This is a genomic window from Sorangium sp. So ce367 (assembly GCF_051520455.1).
GTDB classification, from domain to species: domain Bacteria; phylum Myxococcota_A; class Polyangia; order Polyangiales; family Polyangiaceae; genus Sorangium; species Sorangium cellulosum_B.
On sequence record NZ_CP150334.1, the window covers coordinates 8132310 to 8155512 of the forward strand.

At 70.0% G+C, this 23203-nt stretch carries 19 protein-coding genes; 8 read left to right on the top strand and 11 right to left on the bottom strand.

Annotated features, from left to right (window positions below; all coding sequences use genetic code 11):
- Positions 1–69 precede the first annotated feature (69 nt).
- Genes WME97_RS30730 through WME97_RS30740 form a run of 3 tightly spaced genes read left to right on the top strand, consistent with a single transcriptional unit; the run spans position 70 to position 4423 of the window.
- Positions 70–684, top strand: coding sequence for a TetR/AcrR family transcriptional regulator (locus tag WME97_RS30730; RefSeq protein WP_437542545.1), 615 nt, complete (start codon positions 70–72; stop codon positions 682–684).
- Positions 678–2414 (top strand): ABC transporter ATP-binding protein, encoded by a 1737-nt coding sequence (locus WME97_RS30735; protein ID WP_437542546.1) that lies wholly within the window; start codon positions 678–680, stop codon positions 2412–2414. Before WME97_RS30730 ends, WME97_RS30735 begins: the two co-directional genes overlap by 7 nt.
- A complete protein-coding gene (locus WME97_RS30740) occupies positions 2411–4423 on the top strand; it encodes an ABC transporter ATP-binding protein (protein WP_437542547.1) in 2013 nt (670 codons plus the stop codon). The genes WME97_RS30735 and WME97_RS30740 overlap by 4 nt, the downstream gene beginning before the upstream one ends.
- On the opposite strand, the gene WME97_RS30745 is transcribed toward WME97_RS30740, so the two are convergent.
- Positions 4413–4820: a RidA family protein gene (locus tag WME97_RS30745; RefSeq protein ID WP_437542548.1), complete on the bottom strand. Its 408-nt coding sequence runs from the start codon at positions 4818–4820 to the stop codon at positions 4413–4415. The two genes, WME97_RS30740 and WME97_RS30745, sit on opposite strands and share 11 nt — an antisense overlap.
- Before the next feature lie 134 nt (positions 4821–4954).
- Between WME97_RS30745 and WME97_RS30750 the strand changes: the two genes are divergently transcribed.
- Positions 4955–5896 carry a LysR family transcriptional regulator gene (locus tag WME97_RS30750; protein ID WP_437542549.1) on the top strand — a complete coding sequence of 314 codons (942 nt, stop codon included), beginning with the start codon at positions 4955–4957 and terminating at the stop codon, positions 5894–5896.
- A 33-nt stretch (positions 5897–5929) separates the two neighbouring features.
- On the opposite strand, the gene WME97_RS30755 is transcribed toward WME97_RS30750, so the two are convergent.
- The 4 genes from WME97_RS30755 to WME97_RS30770 all read right to left on the bottom strand — a co-directional run bounded on the left by WME97_RS30755 (position 5930) and on the right by WME97_RS30770 (position 10879).
- The gene (locus WME97_RS30755) at positions 5930–7099 is read right to left on the bottom strand and encodes a pyridoxal phosphate-dependent aminotransferase (protein ID WP_437542550.1); all 1170 of its coding nucleotides are present in this window, start codon (positions 7097–7099) and stop codon (positions 5930–5932) included.
- 179 nt (positions 7100–7278) lie between these two features.
- Complete coding sequence (locus WME97_RS30760; RefSeq protein WP_437542551.1) at positions 7279–9333, bottom strand: sodium-translocating pyrophosphatase; 2055 nt, start codon at positions 9331–9333, stop codon at positions 7279–7281.
- Between the two features lie 299 nt (positions 9334–9632).
- Positions 9633–10055, bottom strand: coding sequence for a DUF1810 domain-containing protein (locus tag WME97_RS30765; protein WP_437542552.1), 423 nt, complete (start codon positions 10053–10055; stop codon positions 9633–9635).
- A gap of 143 nt (positions 10056–10198) precedes the next feature.
- The gene (locus WME97_RS30770) at positions 10199–10879 is read right to left on the bottom strand and encodes a hypothetical protein (protein WP_437542553.1); all 681 of its coding nucleotides are present in this window, start codon (positions 10877–10879) and stop codon (positions 10199–10201) included.
- Between the two features lie 467 nt (positions 10880–11346).
- Here WME97_RS30770 and WME97_RS30775 point away from each other — a divergent pair, with 467 nt between their 5' ends.
- Both WME97_RS30775 and WME97_RS30780 read left to right on the top strand, forming a co-directional pair.
- A complete protein-coding gene (locus WME97_RS30775; RefSeq protein ID WP_437542554.1) occupies positions 11347–12456 on the top strand; it encodes a hypothetical protein in 1110 nt (369 codons plus the stop codon).
- A 671-nt stretch (positions 12457–13127) separates the two neighbouring features.
- A complete protein-coding gene (locus WME97_RS30780) occupies positions 13128–14438 on the top strand; it encodes a hypothetical protein (protein WP_437542555.1) in 1311 nt (436 codons plus the stop codon).
- Between the two features lie 66 nt (positions 14439–14504).
- On the opposite strand, the gene WME97_RS30785 is transcribed toward WME97_RS30780, so the two are convergent.
- Entirely contained in the window at positions 14505–15992 is a 1488-nt protein-coding gene (locus WME97_RS30785; protein ID WP_437542556.1) for a DUF5050 domain-containing protein, read from the bottom strand.
- 693 nt (positions 15993–16685) lie between these two features.
- On the opposite strand from WME97_RS30785, the gene WME97_RS30790 reads away from it, so the two are divergent.
- A complete protein-coding gene (locus WME97_RS30790) occupies positions 16686–17543 on the top strand; it encodes a hypothetical protein (RefSeq protein WP_437542557.1) in 858 nt (285 codons plus the stop codon).
- A 46-nt stretch (positions 17544–17589) separates the two neighbouring features.
- A complete protein-coding gene (locus WME97_RS30795; RefSeq protein ID WP_437542558.1) occupies positions 17590–18336 on the top strand; it encodes a hypothetical protein in 747 nt (248 codons plus the stop codon).
- Positions 18337–18393: 57 nt separating this feature from the next.
- Here the strand turns inward: WME97_RS30795 and WME97_RS30800 are convergent, their stop codons facing one another.
- The 5 genes from WME97_RS30800 to WME97_RS30820 all read right to left on the bottom strand — a co-directional run bounded on the left by WME97_RS30800 (position 18394) and on the right by WME97_RS30820 (position 22832).
- Positions 18394–18900, bottom strand: a complete 507-nt coding sequence (locus tag WME97_RS30800; RefSeq protein WP_437542559.1) for a hypothetical protein — start codon at positions 18898–18900, stop codon at positions 18394–18396.
- 142 nt (positions 18901–19042) lie between these two features.
- Complete coding sequence (gene tnpC / locus WME97_RS30805) at positions 19043–20950, bottom strand: IS66 family transposase (protein WP_437542561.1); 1908 nt, start codon at positions 20948–20950, stop codon at positions 19043–19045.
- A 50-nt stretch (positions 20951–21000) separates the two neighbouring features.
- Positions 21001–21357, bottom strand: coding sequence for an IS66 family insertion sequence element accessory protein TnpB (gene tnpB, locus WME97_RS30810; RefSeq protein ID WP_436617721.1), 357 nt, complete (start codon positions 21355–21357; stop codon positions 21001–21003).
- A complete protein-coding gene (gene tnpA / locus WME97_RS30815) occupies positions 21354–21665 on the bottom strand; it encodes an IS66 family insertion sequence element accessory protein TnpA (protein WP_437542563.1) in 312 nt (103 codons plus the stop codon). The genes tnpB and tnpA overlap by 4 nt, the downstream gene beginning before the upstream one ends.
- Positions 21666–21722: 57 nt before the next feature.
- Positions 21723–22832: a hypothetical protein gene (locus WME97_RS30820; protein ID WP_437542565.1), complete on the bottom strand. Its 1110-nt coding sequence runs from the start codon at positions 22830–22832 to the stop codon at positions 21723–21725.
- Positions 22833–23203: the final 371 nt, after the last annotated feature.

Consider the following 23203-nt stretch of genomic DNA (forward strand, 5'->3'; position numbering starts at 1 on the left):
GGGCCTTCAGATCGAATGAGTGAGCGCTCACTCTTGACGAGTGAGCGCTCACTCCGGTAGACGGGACGCATGGCACCCCCAAGCCGGCGAGCTCCTCCCCTGCGTCCGGAGGAGCGTCGCGCGAGCATCATCGCGGCGACGATCCCGCTGCTGCGCCTGTACGGTCGCGACGTGACGACGGCGCAGATCGCGATGGCCGCCGGCACCGCGGAAGGGACGCTGTTCCGCGTGTTCCCCGACAAGGAGTCGCTGATCCAGGCCGCGATCGCGACCCAGTTCGATCCGGCGCCGACGCTGCGAGAGCTGGAGCGCATCGATCTGGCGGCGCCGCTGCGCGAGCGCTTGATCCAGGCGGTCGAGGTCCTGCAGCGCCGCGTCGAGGGCATCTGGCAGCTCATCTCGATGCTCGGCATGACGATGCCGCCTCCCATGCGCCCCGGGTCCGAGTGCGCCCAGGCGCCGCGCCACGATGAGCAGGTTCACGTGCAGATCGAGCGCCTGTTCGAGGCGTCGCGCGACGAGCTGCGCTGCGATCCGGCGTATGCGGCGCGGCTCGTCCGCATGATGACGTTCGCGGGCACCCACCCGCGGATCACCGACGGCATGCCCCTGACCGCCGCGGAGGTCGTGGAGGTCCTGCTCGACGGGATCCGCCGCCGCTCCGACGAGGAGGAGCCTTGCTGAGGCAGCTGTTGCGCCGTTTCCTGCGCCCACAGGCGCGCTTGCTCGCGCTCGTCGTCGCGCTCCAGCTCGTGGCGACGCTCGCTTCGCTGTACCTGCCGAGCCTGAACGCCGACATCATCGATCAGGGCATCGCGCTCGGTGACACGCCGCGGATCCTGGAGCTCGGCGCGATCATGCTCGCGATCACCGGCGTCCAGATCGCGTGTTCGGTCGCCGCGAACTACGCCGGCGCGCGCGTCGCGATGAGCTTCGGTCGCGACCTGCGCGCGGCGGTGTTCCACCGCGTCGGCGAGTTCTCCGCGCGCGAGCTGTCGCGGTTCGGAGCGCCGTCGCTCATCACGCGCACGACCAACGACGTCCAGCAGGTGCAGACGGTGGTGATGATGGGCTGTACGATGCTCGTCATCTCGCCGATCATGTGCGTCGGCGGCATCGTGATGGCGCTGCGCGAGGACGGGTCGCTCGCCTGGCTTCTCGCGATCGCGGTGCCGCTGCTCGCGGGCGCCGTCGTCGCGATCATGTCGCGGATGGTGCCGCAGTTCCGGCGGATGCAGCCCCTCATCGACACCGTGAACCGCGTGCTGCGCGAGCAGATCACCGGCGTGCGCGTGATCCGCGCCTTCGTGCGCGAGCGCGCCGAGGCGGCGCGCTTCGAGCACGCGAACGGCGACCTCACCGAGACCGCGCTGCGCATCGGGCGCCTGCAAGCGCTGATGTTCCCGACCGTGATGTTCGTCTTCAACGCTTCGAGCGTCGCCGTCCTGTGGTTCGGCGCGCACCAGATCGCGGACGGCACGCTCGCGATCGGCTCGATGACGGCGTTCCTCGCCTACCTGGTGCAGATCTTGATGGCCGTGATGATGGTGACGTTCGTGGCCGTCATGCTGCCGCGCGCGGCCGCGTGCGCGGAGCGCATCGTCGAGGTGCTGGACACCGAGCCGTCCGTGCGCGCTCCCGACCAGCCCGTGACGCTCGTCGAGCCGACCGGGATCGTCGAGCTGCGAGACGTCGAGTACCGCTACCCGGGCGCCGAGCTGCCCGTCCTGCGCGGCATCTCGTTCGTGGCGCGCCCCGGGCAGGTCACCGCCATCATCGGCAGCACCGGCTCGGGCAAGACCACGCTGCTCGACCTGATCGCGCGGCTCATCGATCCGACGAGGGGCGAGGTCCGGCTCGACGGCGTCGACGCGCGCATGCTCGCCCTCGAGGCGGTGTGGTCGTGCATCGGGCTCGTGCCGCAGCGAGCCTTCCTGTTCTCCGGCACGGTGGCCTCGAACCTGCGCTACGGCGACCCCGCGGCGACCGACGAGCAGCTCTGGGCGGCGCTCGCCGCCGCGCAAGCGCGCGACTTCGTCGAGGCGATGCCGCGGAAGCTCGACACGCCGATCGGGCAGGGCGGCACGAACGTCTCCGGCGGCCAGCGCCAGCGGCTGTCGATCGCCCGCGCCCTCCTGCTGCGCCGGCCGCGCGTGTTCCTGTTCGACGACGCCTTCTCCGCGCTCGACGTCGCGACCGAGGCCCGTCTGCGGGCCGCGCTCGCCGAGCGCACGCGCGCCGCGACGGTGATCGTCGTCGCGCAGCGCGTGTCGAGCATCGTCGACGCGGACCAGATCCTCGTGCTCGACGACGGCGAGATCGTCGGCCAGGGCAAGCACGGCGAGCTGCTCGCGTCGTGCCCGACGTACGCCGAGATCGTGGCCTCGCAGCGCGACGCGGCGGTGGCCGCATGAGCCCGCGTCACGCTGGTCCCCCGCCCGCCGCCTCCGCGGGGGCGCGCTCCCCGATCCTGCCGCGCGGCCCCTTCGGCATGGGCGCCGCGCCGCCGCAGAAGGCGAAGCAGTTCGCCCCCTCCGCGCGGCGCCTCCTCCGCCGCCTCGCCCCCGAGCGCGCGCGCCTCGCGGTCGTGCTCGCCTGCTCGCTGCTCAGCGTGGGGCTCGGCCTGGCCGGTCCGAAGCTGCTCGGCCGCGCGACGGACATCATCTTCTCCGGCGTGATGGGCGCTCGCCTCCCGGCGGCCGCCACGAAGGCCGAGGCCGTCGCGGAGCTCCAGCGCTCCGGCCAGGCGCGGCTCGCCGATCTCGTGAGCCACATGGACGTCGTTCCCGGCCGCGGCATCCAGCTCCGCGAGCTCGCCGAGCTGCTCCTGCTCGTGATGGCGCTCTACGCCGGCGCGTCGCTGTTCGCCTGGCTGCAGGGCTACCTGCTCAACGACGTCGTGCAGAACACCGTGCGGCAGCTCCGCGCCGAGGCGCAGGACAAGCTCGCCCGCTTGCCGCTCGCCTACTTCGACGGCCGCCCGCACGGCGAGCTCTTGAGCCGCGTCACGAACGACGTCGACAACGTCGCGCAGGGCCTGCAGCAGACGCTGACGCAGATCATGAACGGCGCGCTGACGCTCCTCGGCATCGTCGTCATGCTCGTCGTGATCTCGCCGGTGCTCGCGGTGATCACGCTCTTCACCGTGCCGCTCTCGGTGCTCACGACCGCGGCGGTCGCGAAGCGCGCGCAGGCGAAATTCGCCGCGCAGTGGGCGCAGGTCGGCGTGCTCAACGGCCAGATCGAGGAGGCGTTCACCGGCCACGCGCTCGTCAACGTGCTCGGGCGGCGCCGCGACGTCGAGGCGCGCTTCCAGTCCACGAACCAGGAGCTGTTCGAGACCAGCTTCCGCGCGCAGTTCATGTCCAGCATCATCATGCCGGCGGTCAATTTCGTCGGGAACCTGACCTACGTCGCGATCGCCGTCATCGGCGGCCTGCGCGTCGCGTCGGGCGCGATGCTGCTCGGCAGCGTGCAAGCGTTCATCCAGTACTCGCGCCAGTTCTCTCAGCAGCTCGGCCAGCTCGCGTCCGTCACGAGCGTCCTGCAATCGGGTGTTGCCTCCGCAGAGCGGGTGTTCGAGCTGCTCGACGAACAGGGCCAGTCCCCCGACGCCACCCCGCCCGCGGCCCTGCCGAAGGTGAGCGGCGAGGTGCGGTTCGAGCACGTCACGTTCCGCTACAAGCCCGACGAGCCCCTCATCGAGGACCTCGACCTCACGATCATGCCAGGCCAGACGGTCGCGATCGTCGGCCCGACCGGCGCCGGCAAGACAACGCTCGTGAACCTATTGATGCGGTTTTACGAGCTCGACGGCGGTCGGATCCTGATCGACGGCGTCGACATCGCGCGTTTGCCTCGCCACGAGCTGCGCGCGAGACTCGGTATCGTGCTGCAGGATACATGGCTGTTCTCGGGCACGATCCGTGACAACATCGCGTTCGGCCACGCGGCCGCGACCGAGGCCGACATCCAGGAGGCCGCGCGCGCGGCGCACGTCGACCGCTTCGTGCGCGCGCTGCCCGCCGGTTACGACACGGTGATCAACGAGGACTCGGGCAACCTGAGCGCCGGTGAGAAGCAGCTCATCACGATCGCCCGGGCGTTCCTCGCGAACCCGGCGATCCTGATCCTCGACGAGGCGACCTCCTCGGTCGACACCCGGACCGAGGTGCTCGTCCAGCGCGCGATGGCGGCCTTGCGGGCCCAGCGCACGAGCTTCGTCATCGCGCATCGCCTCTCGACGATCCGCGACGCCGACATGCTCCTCGTGATGAACGCGGGCCGCATCGTCGAGCGCGGCACGCACGCGGAGCTCCTCGCCGCGGGCGGAGACTACCACGCGTTGTACCAGACCCAGCTCGCCGGCAACGGCGGGAGCGGCGTGAAGCTCGAGGGCCACGCTGCCGCGCTCAGTCGATGACCGCGGTGGCCTCGACCTCGACCAGGTGCTCGGGGTCGGAGAGCGCGCTGACGCCCAGCAGCGTCCCTGGCGGGACCGGGGTGACTCCCAGCTTCGCGGCCGCCCGACCGATCCCCTCCAGCAGCAGGGGCATCTTGTCGGGAGTCCAGTCGACAGCGTAGATGGTCAGCTTCGCCACGTCGTTGAAGGAGCCGCCAACCCCGGCCAGGGCGGTGGCGACGTTGAGGTAACACTGCTCGACCTGAGCGGCGAAGTCGCCCCTGCCGATCGTCCTCCCATCGGCATCCCAGGCGACCTGACCTGCGATGAACACGAGCTTCGTCCCGGTGGCGATCGACACCTGTCGATACGCCTCGATCTTCGGCAACCCGCTGGGGTTCACCAGGGTGATGGCCATGCTACCTCCTCCGTCCTCTCTCTGCGCGCAGGGCGGCATGCCCGGCCGCGCGCTGGTTAGATGCGCCCTCCCCGCCGCGACCGGTAGACGCACGGCGCGAAACGAGCCGATGAGCGCTGCTATACAATCGCGCCATGAACCGCGCGACGGACCGCTTCGAGGGTCTGACCGTCTTCCTCACCGTGGCGAGGCACCGGAGCTTCCGCGCCGCCGCCGCGGAGCTCGGCGTGACCACGGGCGCCGTGAGCCAGGCGATCCGCGCCCTCGAACGCCGCGTCGGCCTCCCGCTCCTCTCGCGCACGACGCGCCGCGTGGGGCTCACCGAGGCCGGCGAGCGGCTGCACGAGCGCCTCGCGCCCGCGGCCGGTGAGATCAGCGCCGCGCTCGAGGCGCTCGACGAGCTCCGCGGCCAGCCCGCGGGGCTGCTCCGCCTCACCGTCGCCCGGACGGCCGTGCCCTTCGTGATCGAGCCGGTGCTCCCACGCTTCCGCCGCGCTTACCCCGACGTGGCCGTCGAGATCTCGGTGGACGACGCCCTGGTCGATCTCGCCGGGACCGGCTTCGACGCCGGCGTGCGGCTCGGCGAGGACCTCGCCCAGGACATGACCGCCGTGCGCCTGACCCCTGATCTCCGCTGGCTCGTCGTCGGCGCGCCGGCGTACTTCGCGGCCCACGGCCGTCCGGAGGAGCCCGAGGATCTGCTCGCCCACACGTGCATCCGGTACCGATTCCAGAGCGCCGCGCTCTATCGCTGGGAGTTCGTGCGCGATCACCGCGAGATCACCGTGCAGGCCCCCGGCACGCTCACGGTGAACGACGCCGATCTGGCGGTGTCCCTCGCGCGCGATGGGCTCGGGCTCGCGTACATGTTCGATCTGGCCGTCGCCAAGGATCTGGCGAGCGGGGCGCTCGCGACGGCGCTCGAGCGCCATGCACCGACGGGGCCCGGGTTCTTCCTCTACTTCCCCGCCCGCGCGCAGGCGCAGGCGAAGCTCCGCGCGTTCATCGACACGGCGCTCGCCGTGCTCATGCCAGAGGGCCGGCGGAAGCCGAAGGAGACGCGCGCCGCCTCGTGAGCTCCCCGGGCGCCTCCAGCGCCCACCCTCCGGTCACCGCGCGCGCTGGCGCTGCCAGGCGACGATCCGCGTGACCGCCTCGTCGACCTGCTCGACGGGGGCCGCGAAGGACAGCCGAACGTACCGCGCGCCGCCGACGCCGTCGAAGTCCGTGCCCGGCGTGAGCGCCACGCCCGTGTCGGCGAGCAGCCGCTCGCACCACGCGACCGAGTCGTCCGTGCCGACGTCGGCATACAGGTAGAAGGCGCCGTCGGGCGGGGCGACCTTCCAGCCGAGCTCGGGCAGCCGCCGCAGCAGCAGCTCGCGCGCGGCCGCGTAGCCTTCTACCAGCCGGTCCGCCTCGGCGTACGCCTCCGGGGTCAGGGCCGCGAGCGCCGCGTGCTGCGCCAGGGCGGGCGGGCAGAGCGCGAGGTTCCCCGCCAGCGCGTCGACCGTCGGGACGAGCTCCGGCGGCAGCACGAGCCACCCCAGGCGCCAGCCCGTCATGGCCCAGTACTTCGAGAAGCTCGACACGACGACGGCGCCCGCGTCGACGTGGCGCGCCGCCGTCGCCTGGCGTCCGGCCCACGGGCCGTAGGTGAGGCCGTGGTAGATCTCGTCGCTCACAAGCCGGACCCCGTGCTCCGCGCACCAGCGCGCCATCGCGTCGAGCTCCGCGGCGTCGACCATCGTGCCCGTCGGGTTCGCCGGGCTCGCCAGGATCACGCCGTCGAGCTTTCCACCGTCGCACGCGGCCATGAGCTGCGACGTTGTCAGCTGGAAGCGGCTCTCCGGGCCGCACGGCAGCTCGACCACCTCGACCCCGAGGGAGCGAAGGATGTTCCGGTACGCCGGGTAGCCCGGGCGAGCGAGCGCCACGCGGTCACCCGCCTCGAACGCCGCGAGGAACGCGAGCAGGAACCCGCCCGACGACCCCGTGGTGAGGGCGACGCGCGACGGGTCGAGGTCCACGCCGTACCAGCGGCCGTAGTGCTCCGCGAGCGCGCGGCGCAGCGCCGGGATGCCGAGCGCCTCGGTGTACCCGAGGTCGCCCTCCGCGAGGAGCGCCGCCGCCCGCGCGCGCACGGCGGCGGGCGCCCCTGAGCCCGGCTGGCCCGCGCACAGGCTGATGACCGGCTCACCCGCCGCGCGCCGCGCGTTGGCGGCGGCGAGCACCTCCATGACCGCGAACGGCGGCACCTGCGAGCGGCGGCTGATCCTCACCCGGCCATCCTTCTCCCCCGCCGAAGACAGGCCATTTACAGCACGAAAGCTCCGCTGTCAGCAGAGGAAATCCGATGGCTGCGGCAGGACAAGCGCCGTGCGTGAAGCCACAAAAGCGAGAACGCGGCCGGTGAGGGCCGCGTTCTCTCTCTCGTTGCTCGCCGCGACGGCGCGTCCGCTCAGGCGATGAGCGGGGCGATGAGGAGCGACACGACGCCCATCACCTTGATGAGGATCGAGATGCCGGGGCCCGACGTGTCCTTGAAGGGATCGCCCACCGTGTCGCCGACGACGGCGGCCTTGTGGGCGTCGGAGCCCTTCGCGTGGCCGTCGAGGCCGCCCTTCTCGATGTGCTTCTTGGCGTTGTCCCAGGCGCCGCCGCCGTTCGCCATCATCAGCGAGAGCACCGCGCCGACGACGAGCGCGCCGGCCAGCGTGCCCGCGAGGACCTCGGGGCCGGCCACGAAGCCGACGACGACCGGCGCGAGCACCGCGATGGCGCCGGGCGCGATCATCTCGCGGATGGCGGCCGACGTGGCGATGTCGACGATGACCTTCGGCTGCGGCTCGGCGCCCGGCTTGCCCTCGAGCAGGCCGGGGATCTCGCGGAACTGACGGCGGATCTCCTCGACGATCGCGCCGGCCGCGCGGCCGACGGCGGTCATCGTGAGCGCGCCGACGAGGCACGGGAGGAGCGCGCCGAAGAGCAGCCCCATGAGGACCTTGGCGTCGGTCAGGTACAGCACGAGCTCCGGGAGGCCCTTCGCGCGGCGGACCGCGTCGACCTCCATGTTGAAGGCAGCGAACAGCGCGACGACGGTGAGCACCGCCGAGCCGATCGCGAAGCCCTTGCCGACCGCCGCGGTGGTGTTGCCGACCGCGTCGAGCTCGTCGGTGATCGCGCGGACCTCCTTGCCGAGGCCGGCCATCTCGGAGATGCCGCCGCCGTTGTCGGCGATCGGGCCGTACGCGTCGACGGTCATGACGATCGCGGTGCCGGCGAGCATGCCGACCGCGGCGAGCGCGATGCCGTAGAGGCCGAGGTAGTGGTTCGAGATCCAGCCCACGGCGACGAGGGTCATGAGGGGGATCGCGACGCTCTCGAGGCCGACCGCGATGCCGCGGATGACGTTGGTGCCGGGGCCGGTGAGCGAGCTCTGGGCCACCTTGTGGATGGGGCCCATCGACGTGTAGTAGTCGGTCACGAGGCCCACGATGGCGCCGCCCGCGGCGCCGGCCGCGAGGGTGATCACGGTGCCGGAGCTGAAGCCGAGCCCCGGGAGGATGCCGGCCGCCGCGAGCACGACGAGGAACGGCGGGACGATGAGCGCGAGGCGCAGCACCCGGGCCGGCGGCAGGTTCTTGAGCGCGCGGGTGATGAAGATGCCGACGACCGAGACCGCGAGGCCGATCGTCGCGAGGAGCAGCGGCAGCGACACCGCCATCGCGCGGAGCTCCTGCTCGCTCACCGACGGCGCGAGCTGCTGCAGCTTGGCGATCGGCAGCGTGAGGCCGAGCGCGATCGCGGCGACGACCGCGGCCACGTAGCTCTCGTAGATGTCGGCGCCCATGCCCGCGATATCGCCGACGTTGTCCCCGACGTTGTCGGCGATGACGCCCGGGTTGCGCGGGTCGTCCTCGGGGATGTTCGCCTCGACCTTGCCGACGATGTCGGCGCCGACGTCGGCGGCCTTCGTGTAGATGCCGCCGCCGATGCGGGCGAAGAGCGCGATCGAGCTCGCGCCGACGGCGAACGAGTGGACGATCGTCGCGAGGTGCTCGTGGCTGCGGAACAGGGCGTAGATGCCGCCCAGGCCGATGAGGCCGAGCCCCGCGACGCAGAGGCCCATGACGGCGCCGCCGTCGAGCGCGGTGACGAGCGCGGTGGGCTTGCCGTGCGCGCGCGCGGCCTCGGCCGTGCGAACGTTGGCGTACGTCGCGGCCTTCATGCCGAAGAAGCCGGCGATGAGCGACAGGAACGCGCCGGCGGCGAAGGCGCCCGCGGACAGGAGCCCGAGCGTCGCGGCCAGGAGCGCAAAGACGGCGGCGGCGTAGACGGCGAGCACCTTGTACTCGCGCGCGAGGAAGGCCATCGCCCCCTCGCGGACGTAGCGCGCGATGCGCGCCATCGTCTCGTTGCCTTCAGGGGCCTTCTTGACACGCACGTAGAAAGAGCGTGCGACCATGAGCGCGACGGCGCCCGTTAAGAGCGACTGGTACGACAATGCATCCACGGGTGATGGTCCTCTCGCCCGCCCCCGGCCGGAGCGAGCGCCGGCTCACTCGTCCGTCCACGACGGCGGATCAAGTGGGAAATTGCGTTGCCTCGGTTCAGGCTGCCGCCCAGGGCGAAATCTTGAGCTGGCGCCAGGGACGTGGCGTCCGCAACGTCGGTCGTGCTGGTCCCCGCGCGAGCCGACAGCGACCGTGGCATCGGAATGTTCCAGGCAAGGACGGCGCACGCGACGCGAACAGGCGCGTCGGCGATCCACCCACGGGGGCGATCCAGCGGCGCGTCCGGCGGCGGCCGGCGCTACTCGAGCAGCGCGAGCGTCCGCGGATCGGGCTCGCCGCCGCAGTACTTGTCGAGCGCCGCGAGGAACGCCCCCTCGCCGGGGGCCGCGCGGGAGAACAGGGTCATCGACGAGCAGAACTTCATGTCATCGGGGCTATCGAAGATGTCGACCAGCGAGCGCCCCTCGATCTGGTTCACGAGGCGAGTGCACTCCAGCAGTCTCGGACCGAGCGTCGGGTGCTGCAGATACGCCTCGGCTTCAGCCTTCGAAGCGATGCCGAACCTCTGCGCCATGGCGCTGCGGCCCAGGCCCTTCAGCTGCGGAAAGATGAACCACATCCAGTGGCTGGTCTTCTCTCCTCGGCGCAGCTCGGCCAGGACGCGGGCATAGACCGGAGCCTGCGCGTCCACGAATCGTTTCAGGTCGTACGGATCGGGCATGGGCGCTCCTCGACCGCCAGAGTAGCATTCGATCCGTCGCCGGCCCTCCAGCTGCGATGAGGATCTGAGCGAATTCAAGGCGCTTCGCGCGAACAGATGATCGCTGCTCGCGCCAGCCCGCCCGGATGGAGCGATGGGCAGGGCTACAGGCCCGTGTGCGTCCCCGTGATCCAGACGGTCGCGTGGGAGCCGTCGGGCTGCGTGGCCCAGGTGCGGACGCGGTACTTGCTCGTGGCGACCTGCTGCGCGGTCCCGTAGTTCTCGTGGAAGTAGACGAACGCCGGCGTCGAGCAGTGCCCGCGCCCGGTCAGCGGGTTGTCCCAGAGCCACGTGCCCGCCTGCTCCTTGTACGTGAGCTGCACGAACTGGCTTGTCGCGGCGTCCCAGCGCTGCACGCGCGTGGCCATCTTGGTGTTCGCGCAGTCGCTCATCGCCTGCGACGCGTCGCTCCACGAGGTGGACGAGGAGCCCCAGAAGGTAGGCTGCACGTCGAAGCGGTATGTCTCCGGGGTCTGGTGCTGGTAATAGCCGGGCACGGGGAAATCCACGATCGTCGTCGCTCGATCCTGCCCGATGTCCGGACAGATGCCGTCGATCCACTGGTAGGCGCGGACGTAGGTCTCGGTTGCTCCGACCGCGGTGAGCTGCGGGCTGGTGAAGTTCGGGTCGGTCCCCATGGCGCAGGGGTCAGGGTTTCCCCCGAGCGCATCTGCGCTCTCCGCCGTGTCTTCCTCGTCGAAGCTACCGCCGTCCGCCGCCACGCAGCCCGTGATCATCGAGAAGGTGATGAGACCGAGACCGAGATGATACGCAGCAATCTTCATGGTGTGACTCCCCTTGGTATGCCGGCCTCTCAGGCCGCGCCCACGCCCGCCCCCGCGTCCAGCCAGAGAGCAGGGAGTGTGCCTGCGACGATCCCCCGAGCGCTCTTGTGCCCTCGATGATCTCGCAGCGCAGGATCGCGACTCAGGTCGTGGGGCAGACCGCCGCTCGACCCGGCGATGGAGGCGGCAGCCTCCTCCATCGGCAGGGCGATGGAGGCTCGCGCCTCCACCTCGACCCGCGAGCGGATTGAAGCCCGCGAGCTGAAGCCGCCCCCGGAGCTCGCGACGCGGCCGTCGTGGCGTCCGCTGGGCGCGCAAATATCGAGCGCGAAGCGACGGAGCGTGACCCGCGGTCTGGCCGCTTGCGCAGGCGGCGGACGCGAAGATGCTCACTCCTTGAATCGCGGCCAACGCTCGACGATCGGTTGTGCATGGGGAACACGGAGCACCTGGGTATCCTTTGTGTCATGGCGCTTGAACGGAGGGCGGCGCGGCTCGTGGCAGCGGGCGCCACGATGCTCGCCATGGGCTGCAGCGGGAAGTGGACGGCGCAGGAGAGCGGCGCAGCAATGGCTGGCGGCGCGGGTGGGAGCGAGGGCACGGCGCAGGGCGGCGATCCGGGGAGCGCGGCGGCCTGCGCGGCCGGGGAGACGCGCTGCAACGCGAGCGGCCTGCGCGAGACGTGCACGAGCGGCGGCGGCTGGAGCGTCTCGAATTTCGTGTGCGCGCGAAACATCGCGGTCGACGACGACGTCGGCAGCTATTGTGTGACGAAGACCGACGGCAGCTATCGTTGCTGGGGCGACGATCCGGGCGGCGCGCTGCCCGCCGAGCGCTACCGGCGTGTCCAGCTCGCGCGACAGGGGCTGATCGGGCTCACCGAGGACGGTCGGCTGCTCGCGGCGGGCACGGTCCTGCCAGACGGGCTGCCACCTGCCTCCACCTTTCGAGCGACGAACATGTGGGACTACACGGGCGTGTGCCCGCTGTTCGTGGATGGGTCGTTCGCGGTGGTGCTCGATGGCACGTCGTTCGACCGCCCTCTGCCCCCGGACGAGGGTGCGGTGAGAAGGATGGAGGGCTCGTTCACGCAAGCGTTCTGCGTCTTCGAGGGGCTCGCCGTCGGCGTGCGCTCCGACGGCAGCCTGTGGCAGTCCCACGGCACGGAGACACCTCCCGGTGAGTTCACCGAGGTGGCGTTCAGCAACCGCATCTTCTGCGCGCTCACGAAGGCCGGCGGCATCCGGTGCTTCGAGCCGAACTTCGCTTGCAGCCGCACCGGCATCATTGACTGCGCTGGGCCGGAGTATCCCGAGTTCTCGGGCGGACCGTACCGTTCCATCACCGCCACCGACGGAGCGGTGTGCGCGATCGACGCCGAGGGGGCCCTCACGTGCAGGCGCTATGATGGCGCCGACATGCCGATCGACGCCGGGCGCTTCACGTTCATCGAAGGCGGGAACAGCGTCCTTTGCGGCGTGCGCACCGACGGCTCGGCCGCCTGTTTCCGCCACGGCGGCTGGAGCCTTGATGAGGTCGGTCAGTTCGTGCCCGCGCCGCTCGATCCCGGCTGGTGAGCGCCGGGGTCGCGATCGTGCCAGCGAAGCGCAGGCACGGCGGCGGCGTCACGACATGAGCGCCGTCGAGCGCGGCCGTGGCCCTTCGCGGACCGCGGCGGGCGGATTTTCAGCCACCTACGTCTGCAGCCGCTCGGCGCCCGTGGCGCCTCTCTCTGGACGGGCGTGCGTTCAGGTGGACGGCGGACTCGCAATGCCAGGCAATCATGGAGTTGAAATGATCGAGATGATGGCAACATGGATCGCTCCACGGGAGACCATGGCCTGCACGCCCCATGGCTCGCAGGTCGTCATGGTCGAGCAAAGAGCGCGCATTTCGAGGCGCGCTGGAGGAGCTCATGCCTCACGTCTCGACGATTCTCAGGAACAGCAGGATGCATGCCGCCATGGTGATGACATCCGCCATGGTCGGTTGCGCCGCGCCCCCTGAAAGCAAGCAGGGGAGCCCCGAGCCCGACGGAACAGCGGCGTCCGCGAGCGCGCTCCGGGCGAATGACAGGCACCCACGGCGGGGTCACGGCCACGGTCACGGTCACGGCCACGGCGCAGCGAGCTGCAATGATCACAACCCATGCACCCTGGACGCACGCGTCAGGGGGGCATGCGTCCATGCGCCCGCGCCGTATGGACCGCCGCCGTCGCGGGGGCGAAATCGCTGCGGCGAGGGCGAGGTGTGCGACGGACACGGCGCCTGCGTGGAGCCGGGCGCGCCGCTCTGGAGCGTGAGCTTCCCCGGCGAAGCGTCGTTCGGGAGCATCAACGCCGACGGGGCCAGCAATGTCCTCCTCACTGGCCAGCTCAGCGGTACGGCCGATCTCGGCGGAGGCCCGCTCACGAGCGCGGGGCAGCGCGACGTGCTGATCGCGAAGCTCGATCCGGACGGCGGGCTCGCCTGGGCGAGGCGCTACGGCGGCCCTGGGGACGAGTTCGGCGCGAAGATCGCCGCGCTCTCCGACGGGAGCCTTGTGAACGCGGGAGGTTATGTCGACTCGCTGGATGTCGGCTGGGGGCCGATCCTCAGCGCCGGGCTGAGCGACATCTACGTCATGAAGACGGACCCGGCAGGGGACCCCGTGTGGGTCCGCAATTTCGGCGATCCGGCCTATCAAGACGTCTATGGCCTGTCGGTCGACGGCGAGGACAACGTGGTCGTCCTCGGCTCGTTCGAGGGGACTGTCGACTTCGGCGCGGGGCCGGTGAGCAGCGCGGGCGCGCAGGACATCTTCCTGTTCAAGCTGGATCCGGAGGGCAACACCCTCTGGAGCAAGGGCGTCGGGAGCGACTCCAGCGACGGGTCGGTCGCCCTCACGACGGACCCGATGGGCAACGTGCTCTTCGGAGGATCCGTGGGCACCGGCGCGGATCTCGGCGACGGGCCGCTCCCGGGCCCTCGACTCTTCGTCGCGAAGCTGGATCCCGCGGGCAACCACCTCTGGAGCAGGACGTTCGGAGACACCTCCGGCTTCATCCAGGACGTCGAGGCGGACCCGGCGGGCAACGTGGTCGTGGCCGGGCAGACGGGCACCTCCATCGACCTCGGCGCGGGGCCGATCATCAACGAGGGCTACCAGGTCGCGTTCCTCGCGAAGCTCGACGCGGCCGGGAACACCGTCTGGAGCAGGGGCTTCAGCGCGCCGGAGAGCCTTGTCGTCATCACCTCGATCGACGTCGACAGCCAGGCGAACGTTGTCGCCTCCGGGGTGCTCGTCGCCGACGTCTCGGCGACGCTCGATTTCGATGGGATCCCCTTCCCGTCAGGGCACAACCCGTCGAGCTACAGCGCGCGCACCTTCCTGGTGAAGTTCGACGCCGGCGGGCACGTGCTGTGGGTCGAGGGGTTCGACACGGAGCGACCCTTCAGCATCGTCGTCAATCCGCTCGATCGCGTGCTGGCCACAGCGACGTTCACGGGCACCCTCGACCTCGGCTCCGGCCCGCTGACAGGGGACGAGGACGTCTTCGTCGCGGCGTTCGGCCCCTGACCCACGGCGACCACGAGGGCGAGCCAGGCGGGCGCGCCCTCGCGGTCATTGCCGGGACACGGAAGATCAAGGAGCGTGGTAGGACGCGACTTGCCCCTGGTAGCGGTAGTCGCCGGCGTTGGACCAGAACACGCCCTGCCCCTCCGGGGCGATGACACGCCAGGGGACGGGCTGTTCGAACGCCAGCAGGACGGTCCTGTTGCTCTCGAGATCGTGCGCGTTGACGCTGCGGTTCCCGCGCATGTCCGTCGAGAACAGCGTCGCGCCCCGGAGGGCCAGCCCCGCCATCGAGTCCCCCCTGTAGATCAAGGTCTTCTGTCCTCCGGCGATGGGCGCCTTGAACACGCCGCCGTCGCCGGCGTTGGCCCAGTAGACGAACTCCGCGTCCACCGCGATCCCGGCCGGCTCGGCCTCGTTGTCGGCGATGACGGTCACCTCCCCGCCCGCCTTCGCCACCTTGTAGACCTTGTGGGTCGCCGCGCCGCCGGTCCAGTAGAGGTTCTGCGCGTCCTGCGCGAGGTACGCGGGCCTCCCGGCGCCGGACGCGAGGACGACCGGCTCGCCGCCGCCGAGCGGCATCGTGTAGATGTTCTCTCCATCGCCGTCGCCGAAGTAGACGGCCGACGCGTCGCCGATGACGCTCACGACATAGCCGATCTGGGCCAGCGTCTCCACCTCCAGGGTCGCCTTGTCGACGCGCCGGAGCGCCGAGGGGATCACCGGGTCATCATCGCCGCCGCTCGCCCAGTACACGTGCGAGTCGTTGACCCACAGCGCCTTGGGATCGGGATCGGCGGGGATCATCGCCTCTGCCTCGGCGGTGCCCAGCCTCACGCGGTAGATGAATCCGTCGTTGTTGTCCCCGGTCGCGACGTCCTCGGTACCGCCGCTCGCGAAGTAGAGGAAGGACTCGTCGGCGGCCAGCGCGCTCGGGTAGCGGTGCAGGCTCGCCATCGGGGTCGCGAGGATCATGCCTGGATAGATCCTCGAGAGGCGGTCGGTCTCCGTGACGACGTTGCTCCTCGAGACGTCGTGCCGCGCGAGCGGCGCGAAATCGTCCGAGCCCTCCTGTGCGGTGAAGCCATAGGCGCCGAGGACCGCGCTTTCGCCCAGCTCCGCCCTGAGCTCGACGGTGATCGGGAGCGTGAGCGTGATCGGCCTCTCGAACGTCAGGCCCTCTGGGCCAAGGACGTACATGGGCCCCACCGCGCCCTCGGGAGCCTCATCGATGCGCTCGATGGTGATCACCGTGTTCTCGCTCACCGCGCCCGGCGGCACCTCGATGGTGAAGCCGTCGTCCGCTGTGAAGGTCCCGCCCTGCGCGTCGACGGAGAACTGCTCGCCGGCCCCTGGCTGCGCGCCGGTCCCTGACGTGGCGCCGCCGCCGGTATCGCCGCCGCTCGCATCGCCGCTGCCCGTAGTGCCGCTGCCCGTACCGCCGCCGCCTGTAGCGCCGCTGCCCGTGGCGCGATTGCCCTTGTCCGTCCCTCCGCACGACGCGCTGCTCAGCGCGGCAGCCGCGCACGCCAACACCACGAATGAGGTCCTTGTCATCGTTTCGCTCCTCCGCTGGCGGTCGTCGCCGCCATGTCCTGGAAGGCCATGGTTCTGCCGAGCTCGCCATGGAGGCGGCTGCGACATCACCCTTGATCAGACAACAGCGTAGCGCCCGATGGGGCGGTGGCGAGCTGAGCCAGAGCAGGTGAGAGACATACAGTCTTTACCTGTCAGGGTTATCCCAGGCGTCCACTCTCCATGCCCCTTACGCATCGTGGTTGTCCCAGGGGTCCACTCGCTACGGTCCTTACCTGTCAGGGTTGTCCCAGGTGCACGGCTCGACCGCGCGTCGCCGGCGGCTCATGACTCGTGGCGGCGGGGCGACGGCGCCGCGCGGGCGCGCAGACAACGCTCGGCGAGGGCGGGTATCGCGCTGGTGAGCGAGGGGCGCGCGGGCGCCGTCGGCGCCCGGGGAGCGGCAGCCCAGCATGCCCCGAGGGACGGGGCATGGCGGGCTTCGCGACGACGAGCGCCTCCTCCGGTGTGCAGCGCATGGCCGAGGGGTGGCCCATCGTGCGGCCGGAGCGGGCGACCGGCTCGCCAGCGTCGGGGGTCAGGGCTCCCGGCGCGGCGCCCGCCCGCACTGTGCGGGCGGATTGAGTTCGTGAACAGTCTGCGTATCCTGGCCTCGCTGCACCGAAGCCACCCGCAGTTCCTCGGAGTCGTCGCGCGAGCGCGACGGGAGCCAGCATGCCGATCGGGCAAACGAAAGGGAGTACCGTACCGCTGCGCCGCGACGCAGCGCCGCGCGTTCGCGGCGTGCAGGCCGCCGCGGTGCTCGCGGCGCTGCTCGGGCTCGCCGCGCCGGCGGCCGCGCAGGCGCAGGCCGCGCCGCCGAAACCGGCGCGCGGCGACGGGGCGAGGGCCGCCGCGCCAGGCACGACGCCCGCGGCAGCGGGTGCCCCGATCGCTCCGGCGCCCGCCCCTGTCGCTCCGGCGCCCACCCCGATCGCTCCGGTGCCCGCCCCGATCGCTCCGGCGCCCGCCCCTGTCGCTCCGGCGCCCGCCCCGATCGCTCCGGTGCCCGCCCCGATCGCTCCGGCGGGCGGCGCGCTGGTGCCCATCCCGCAGGGTTACTACCTGCCGGTGCCGCCGCTCCCGCCGTGGGCCAACCCACGGACCATCGAGTACGAAGAGGGGGATCCGATCCCGCGCGGCTACGCGCTCCGGACCAGGGCGGACCGCAAGCTCGCCACGGCGGGGCTGCTCACGTTCGGGATCCCGTACGCGCTCACGTTCACGGTCGCAGGCATCGCGTCGTTCGACGACGACGATTTCGACAAGTTCGGGCCGCTGCTCATCCCGTTCGCCGGCCCGATGATCGCGATCGGGACCCTGGAAGCGGAGGGCGCGGGCATCTTCTGGCTCACGATGGACGCCGTGACCCAGGTGGGCGGGCTCATCCTGTACGCCGCCGGTCTGGCGAACGAGGACCTGTACCTCGAGCGCCAGTTCACGGTGAGCTCACGCGACCCTGGGCACGCTGCGTTCCGCTGGCCCGAGGTCTCGATCGGCGGGTCCTCCGCCAGCCTCCGATGGAGATTCTGAGCTGGTGCCCCTGCGCCGACAGCCCTCACCCCGAAGGGAGACGCACGTGACCGCGATCCGCACCGCCCTCTCGATGGCCGCGCTGCTTGGCCCGCTCGCGCTCGCAGCGCCGGCCACGGCGGAGAGCGACGCCCCCCTGTCCGCGCAGAGCGCGGCGCCGTCTGGCTACGCGCAGTCCCCTGCCGGCGCGCCGCCCGGCTATGCGCCGCCCAGCTACGCGCCGCCCGGCTATGCGCCGCCCGGCTACGCGCTGCCGCCTGGATACGCAGCGCCGCCTGGATACGCGGCGCCGCCTGACCACGTGCCGCCCGGCTACGTGCCGTATGCGCCGTCCGTCATCCTCGGCATGCCGCGAACGTTGACCTTCACGGAAGGCGGGATCCGGCCGGCGGGCTATCGCGTCGAGATGCAGATGAACCGCCGGCTGGTGGTCGCGGGGTCGATCGTCCTCGCCAGCGCGTGGGCGCTCTCGGCGCTGACGGCGGGGAGCATCCTCAGCGAGGGAGACAGCGACGCTGTCAGCTACTCGCCGATGCTCGTGCCCGTGGGCGGCCCGTTCATCACGCTCGGCACGGGCGAGGAGGTCGACGTCGACCGCGACGACGGCCGGCTCGCCGCCGCCCTCCTCCTCTTCGACGGGGCCACGCAGGTGACCGGCTTCGTGCTGCTCGTCGCGGGCCTCGTCGGCAACCAGCGGGTGTGGGTGCGCGACGACATCCCGCGCAAGGCGTCGGTCCAGGCCCCCGAGCTCACCGTTGGCCCGACAGGCGCGACCCTGCGCGTGAGCTTCTGAGGATCGAGCTCGAGTGAGCTAGCGAAACGGGCGCTCTCGTTCGGCGTCGTGGTCAGCTCAGAGCGCCTCGAGCAGCGATGCGTACGTCTCCACTTTGCCCCGCAAATAATCCCGTAGACCGCGCATATCCGCCTGAAGGTGCGCCGTGAACTCGATCACATGACAGGTCCGGCGGATCGCTTCCTCGATCGCTTTCAAATTGCCAGATTTAGACCTGGTCACCGCGCATGCCTTGTAGTCACTAACGGTGAGATCTGGCTTTACACTGCCGTACGCAGCGAGTCCTTGACCAAATGCGATGCTCTTGAACCTCTTCGCGATGGCAGGCTCATAGCTTCGACTCCTCCCTTGACCGGCGTCCTTGAAGGCGGCGATGAACCTGTCGATCTCGTCGATGTTGGCTAGCGCGTCGAGATTGTCATCGAGTTTGCTGGCCGCTGCCTCCGCGGCTCGCTTCGCATCCTTGGGATCCCCGATTCTCGGCGCGAGCTGGATGAATTCCTCCAGGGATGGAGAGAGTGAGTCATTACAAAGACACCATGTGCCTCGCGCGTCGAGCGCCACCCATCGGAGCGCAAATTCCGACTCGACGAGGCTGGCCTTGCGTGCATAGCCATCGTTGCGATCATCGTAAGCGCTGCATGAAGCGCCGTCGGCCCCAACCTCGGTCAGCTGGTGCAGGATGGGGGCGATGGAACCGGCTCGGTCAGCTCGTGGCGCGCTGCTCTTCCGCGGGAAGCGAAGGCGGGACGGTGATCGGCCCGAGGGCGAGGTTCATCTCGTCGTCAACGAGCCGGGCGCGGGTGCGCGCCCAGTACCTGGGGGCGAGCTCGAGGTAGCGGTCCCGCGGCCAGTAGGGCATCGCGCGAATGACGTCGGCCAGGTAGGCCTCCGGGTCGAGCCCGTGCAGCTTGCAGCTCGCCACGAGCGAGAAGAGGTTGGCCGCGGCGGAGGCGTGGTCGTCGCTGCCGAAGAAGAGCCAGGACTTTCTCGCAACCGCAATGGATCGCAGCGCTCGCTCGCTGGCGTTGTTCTCCAGGCGCAGCCGACCGTCGTCGAGGAAGCGCCGCAACGGCTGCTCTTGGTTGAGGGCGTAGCCGAGCGCGGTGGAGACCAGGCCGCGCTCGCGAGGACGCGCGTGCTCGGCCCTGGCCCAGGCAAAGAACGCGTCCACCAGAGGACGGACGACGGCATCTCGGCGCACCTTGCGCTGCGCGGGCGCAAGATCCGCGAGCGCGCGATCGGCAGCGAAGATGACGTTGATGCGACGCAGCCCCTCGACACCGAGCTCGTGCTTGCAGACCGCCGCCTCCCAGAAGTTGGTACGGCAATGCGACCAGCATCCGACTTCGGTCGGGGGCGGACCGCGCTTCTCGTCGGCAGCAGCGCCTCTTGGTGGTGTGCCGCGGAAGAGGGCGTCATAGATGGCGTGAGCGTCAGCTTGAATATACCGAGAGAAGCCGCGGAACATCTCGCAGACCGCAGCGCTGGTATGCTTGGGCTGGTACTCGAAGAAGACGTGATCCTTGTCCGCGAGGACGACGAAGAAGTGTCCCTTGCGGCACGGCCCGGGCTTCTTGTCCTTGCGCTCCTGGATGGGCCCAGGCTGGATGGAGACCCCGGTGGCGTCCGTGGACAGGCAGAAGGCGGTCTCGAAGGCCTCTTTGCGCGCGGCCTCGACGATGGCGCCCAGGGTCGCACCGACGTCTTCGGCGTAGCGGCACATCGTGCCGCGATCGAGCGACGCGCCCTGAAGCTCCAGCTGCTGCTCCAGTCGATAGAACGGGACGCCGAGCAGGTACTTGCTGGTGAGGATGTGCGCAATCATCGACGGCGCGAGGAACGACCGCCGGAACAGCTCCTTCGGAAGCGGCGTCGTGATGAAGACCGTGCAGGTCTCGCCCTTCGGCGCCGGCGGCGGCGCGTCGAGCGAGGGCGCGTCGAGCGCTGTGGAGGAAGCGCTCGGCTCGCCGGCCGCTGCCGTGCCCTCCGGGCTGACGCTCGCAGCGGGCGTCGGCGTCGGGGCTTCTCTCGCGACGACCTGGAGCGGGGCCGCTTCCCCCTCGCCAGAGCTGCTCGCATCCGTGACGGACCGCTCGGCCTTGTACACGACGCGTGCGAGCACGATGCGGCGCATTCCGCCGCGCTCGTAGCCGAGTCGCGAGGTCTCCTCGACCCCGATGCGGGTCGCCGTCGCATCGAGCTCGGGGCAGGAGAGCTCAATGCGGACGACGGGCAGGTCGGACTCGGACAGGTCGCGACGGCCCTTGCCGCCGGACCTTCGTTTCGGCCCCTTGGGGTCGTCGTGCTGCCGCTCGTCGCCCGTGTTGCGCTCGGCGGCGTCGAGTGCCTTCTCGAGGCGCTGGACCTCGAGGAACATCGAGTCGAACGCCAGCTGCTCCGCGCTCACCTCGGCGCGCTCCGCCTTGGCCACGAACAGTCGACGTCGCAGAAGCTGCAGCTGCTCGAGCGCACGGGTGTAGGCGCGCCGAAGCTGCGCGAGCGCATCGCGCGCTCCCACGAGCTCGCTCTTTGCCGCGGCGAGCTCCGCTTCGAGCTGCGCGATGCGCTGCTGCTCGGCCGAGAGCGTCGGCTTGGCGGCGGCGTCATGCACGACGCCGCTCTACGTAAGCCGCGCGTACTTGTCGAGCGAATTCGTGCGGCTCAGTGGACGCGGCGCGGTGCGCGCCTTCGCGGTTTGGACGTGGGCGCGATCTCGATGCCGTCGAGCAGCGTCTCGAGCGTCGCGTCGTCCACCTCGACGTGCGTGGCGCCCTCGGTCGGGGGGTCGGGAAGTGCGAACGCTCCGCGATCAAGGCGTTTTGAAAACAGGCAGATTCCACTGCCATCGAAGAAGAGAATCTTGATCGTGGTCCGCCGCTTGCCGACGAACGCGAACAGCGCTCCGCAGCGCGCCTCGTACCCCACACGCTCACGGATGAGACCCGAAAGCCGCTCGAAGCCGTAGCGCATGTCCACCGGCTCCAGCGCGACGAACACCTGCACGCCCGCCGGAATCATCGCGCCGCTCCGCCGAGGGCACGGACCACCTCCGCCAGCAGCGCGGGGTCGAACCCCGCGGCGACGCGCACCCGCGCGCCGCCGACCTCGACGACGAGCTCCGCAGCGCGGCTCGTCACGGCGGGCGCCTTCGGCACCAGGCGCAGAAAGCGCGGGGGCTCGGCCCGCGACAGCCGGCTCGACCAGCCGTGCAGCGTCGAGGCCGCAAATCCGCGGCTCCGAGCGAACTCCTCCGCCGTTTCACCACTCTCGCGCCACGCCCGAACGCGCTCGGACCACATCACTTCGGTCGCCTTCGTCCTTGTCATGCACGCCATCATGAACTGGACAGCGCAGCCGGGGTGAGACGGCGCTTCGCGCAGCGCTTACCGATCATCGCCCAATACGGATGCCCACGATTCTCGAAACAGCCACGAACCGACATGCCTGCGACGCAAGCTCTCGCTCGCCGTGAGTTCATTATCCGCAATGAAGCTGTCCACCACCAGCGGCTCTGCCCCCAAAGTCACCAGCGTCAGCAGGTTCTTGTTGGCAGGTCGCCCCGACCGACGCGCTGCGCCGGCGCTGAGCGCCCGATCGATAGCCTGAAAAGAATCGATGAACCCTCCAGGGCCGGTGAGGATTTTGTACGCGTCCACCTTTTCGTCCGGACCGCCTTGATCGAGGCAATACCAGTAGCTCCTCGGATTGAGACTATTGGTGTTAGTACGCACAATCTCTTCCTTGAGCGGCGCATCTGGAAGGGGCAGATCGATGACCCTGGCGAGACCTGCATGAGACTGCTCTAAGTGGCCATGGATCTGTTCGAGAAAGGATCGATTGTTCGAGAGCAGCACGAAGAGAGAGCGCGCGAATCGGCCTCGTACATTCTCGACGATCCGTTGCGCGACCGACTCCAGCGCGACATCCGATTTTCCTTCCGCTTTGAGCCGCAGGTACTCCCCCTGAGTGAGCTCTGCGAGCTCGCGGATGAAGACATCTTTATGAGCATCGTCGATGATGAACACGCGCATGGCATGCACGTCCGACGACGCAAATGCAGTTTCTTTCTTCAGCCAATCGCTCTCTGCTGAGATGCGCCGGACGACGGTGCGCGCCGTCACCTCCCGCACCTTCGAAAAATCGATCGGATCACCGCCCGAGAGCAAATGCCAGAGGTTGTGCGGATCAGAGCTCGTCAGCTTCGTGGATGCTGCGTTGAAACCATCCTCGAGCTCACGGGTAAACAAGGTCTTGCCGGTGCCCTGGGGACCGTGGACAAGTAAGACCGACCCGCTCTTGCGCTCGTATACGGCCTGGAAGGCGCTTCGAAACTCTCTCGACAGCTCTCGCCAGTGATCGAGACGAGTGCGATAGTCCCGGTACTGTGCCTGAGTTAGATACTCTGCGCGCTCAGGGAAAAGGAGGAGCTGCTGATAGACGGGGCCGAGCCCACCAGCAAATTTTGTGCCGCCGCCACCTTTCCGGGATGCCATTCGCGCGACCCTACCACGGACCTACCGATGCCTCCATGCAAGATACTCTGCTGACGTGCGTCGATGTCATGGCCGCATCCCCGGGAAATCGCTCCAAAGCCCGCATGTCCTCGGTGATGCGCTGAGGTCTTCTTCGGGGAACACCCCACCGCCTCGACCGCCGAGTCCGTGCGCGATTGGGCTCTGGGGCCGGTCGCCGCCCTCGTTGTCACTGCCGACTGGGCCCGCTCGCCGCCGCCGAGGCCTGGCGCAGCCAGCGGTGGCAGTTGATGAGGCCGACGAGCTCGCGGACGGCAGGCAGACTACGGTCGACTTCCGGCCAAGGCCTACAGCCCAGGAGCTGGCTGCGACCATCTCAACCACGCAGAGGG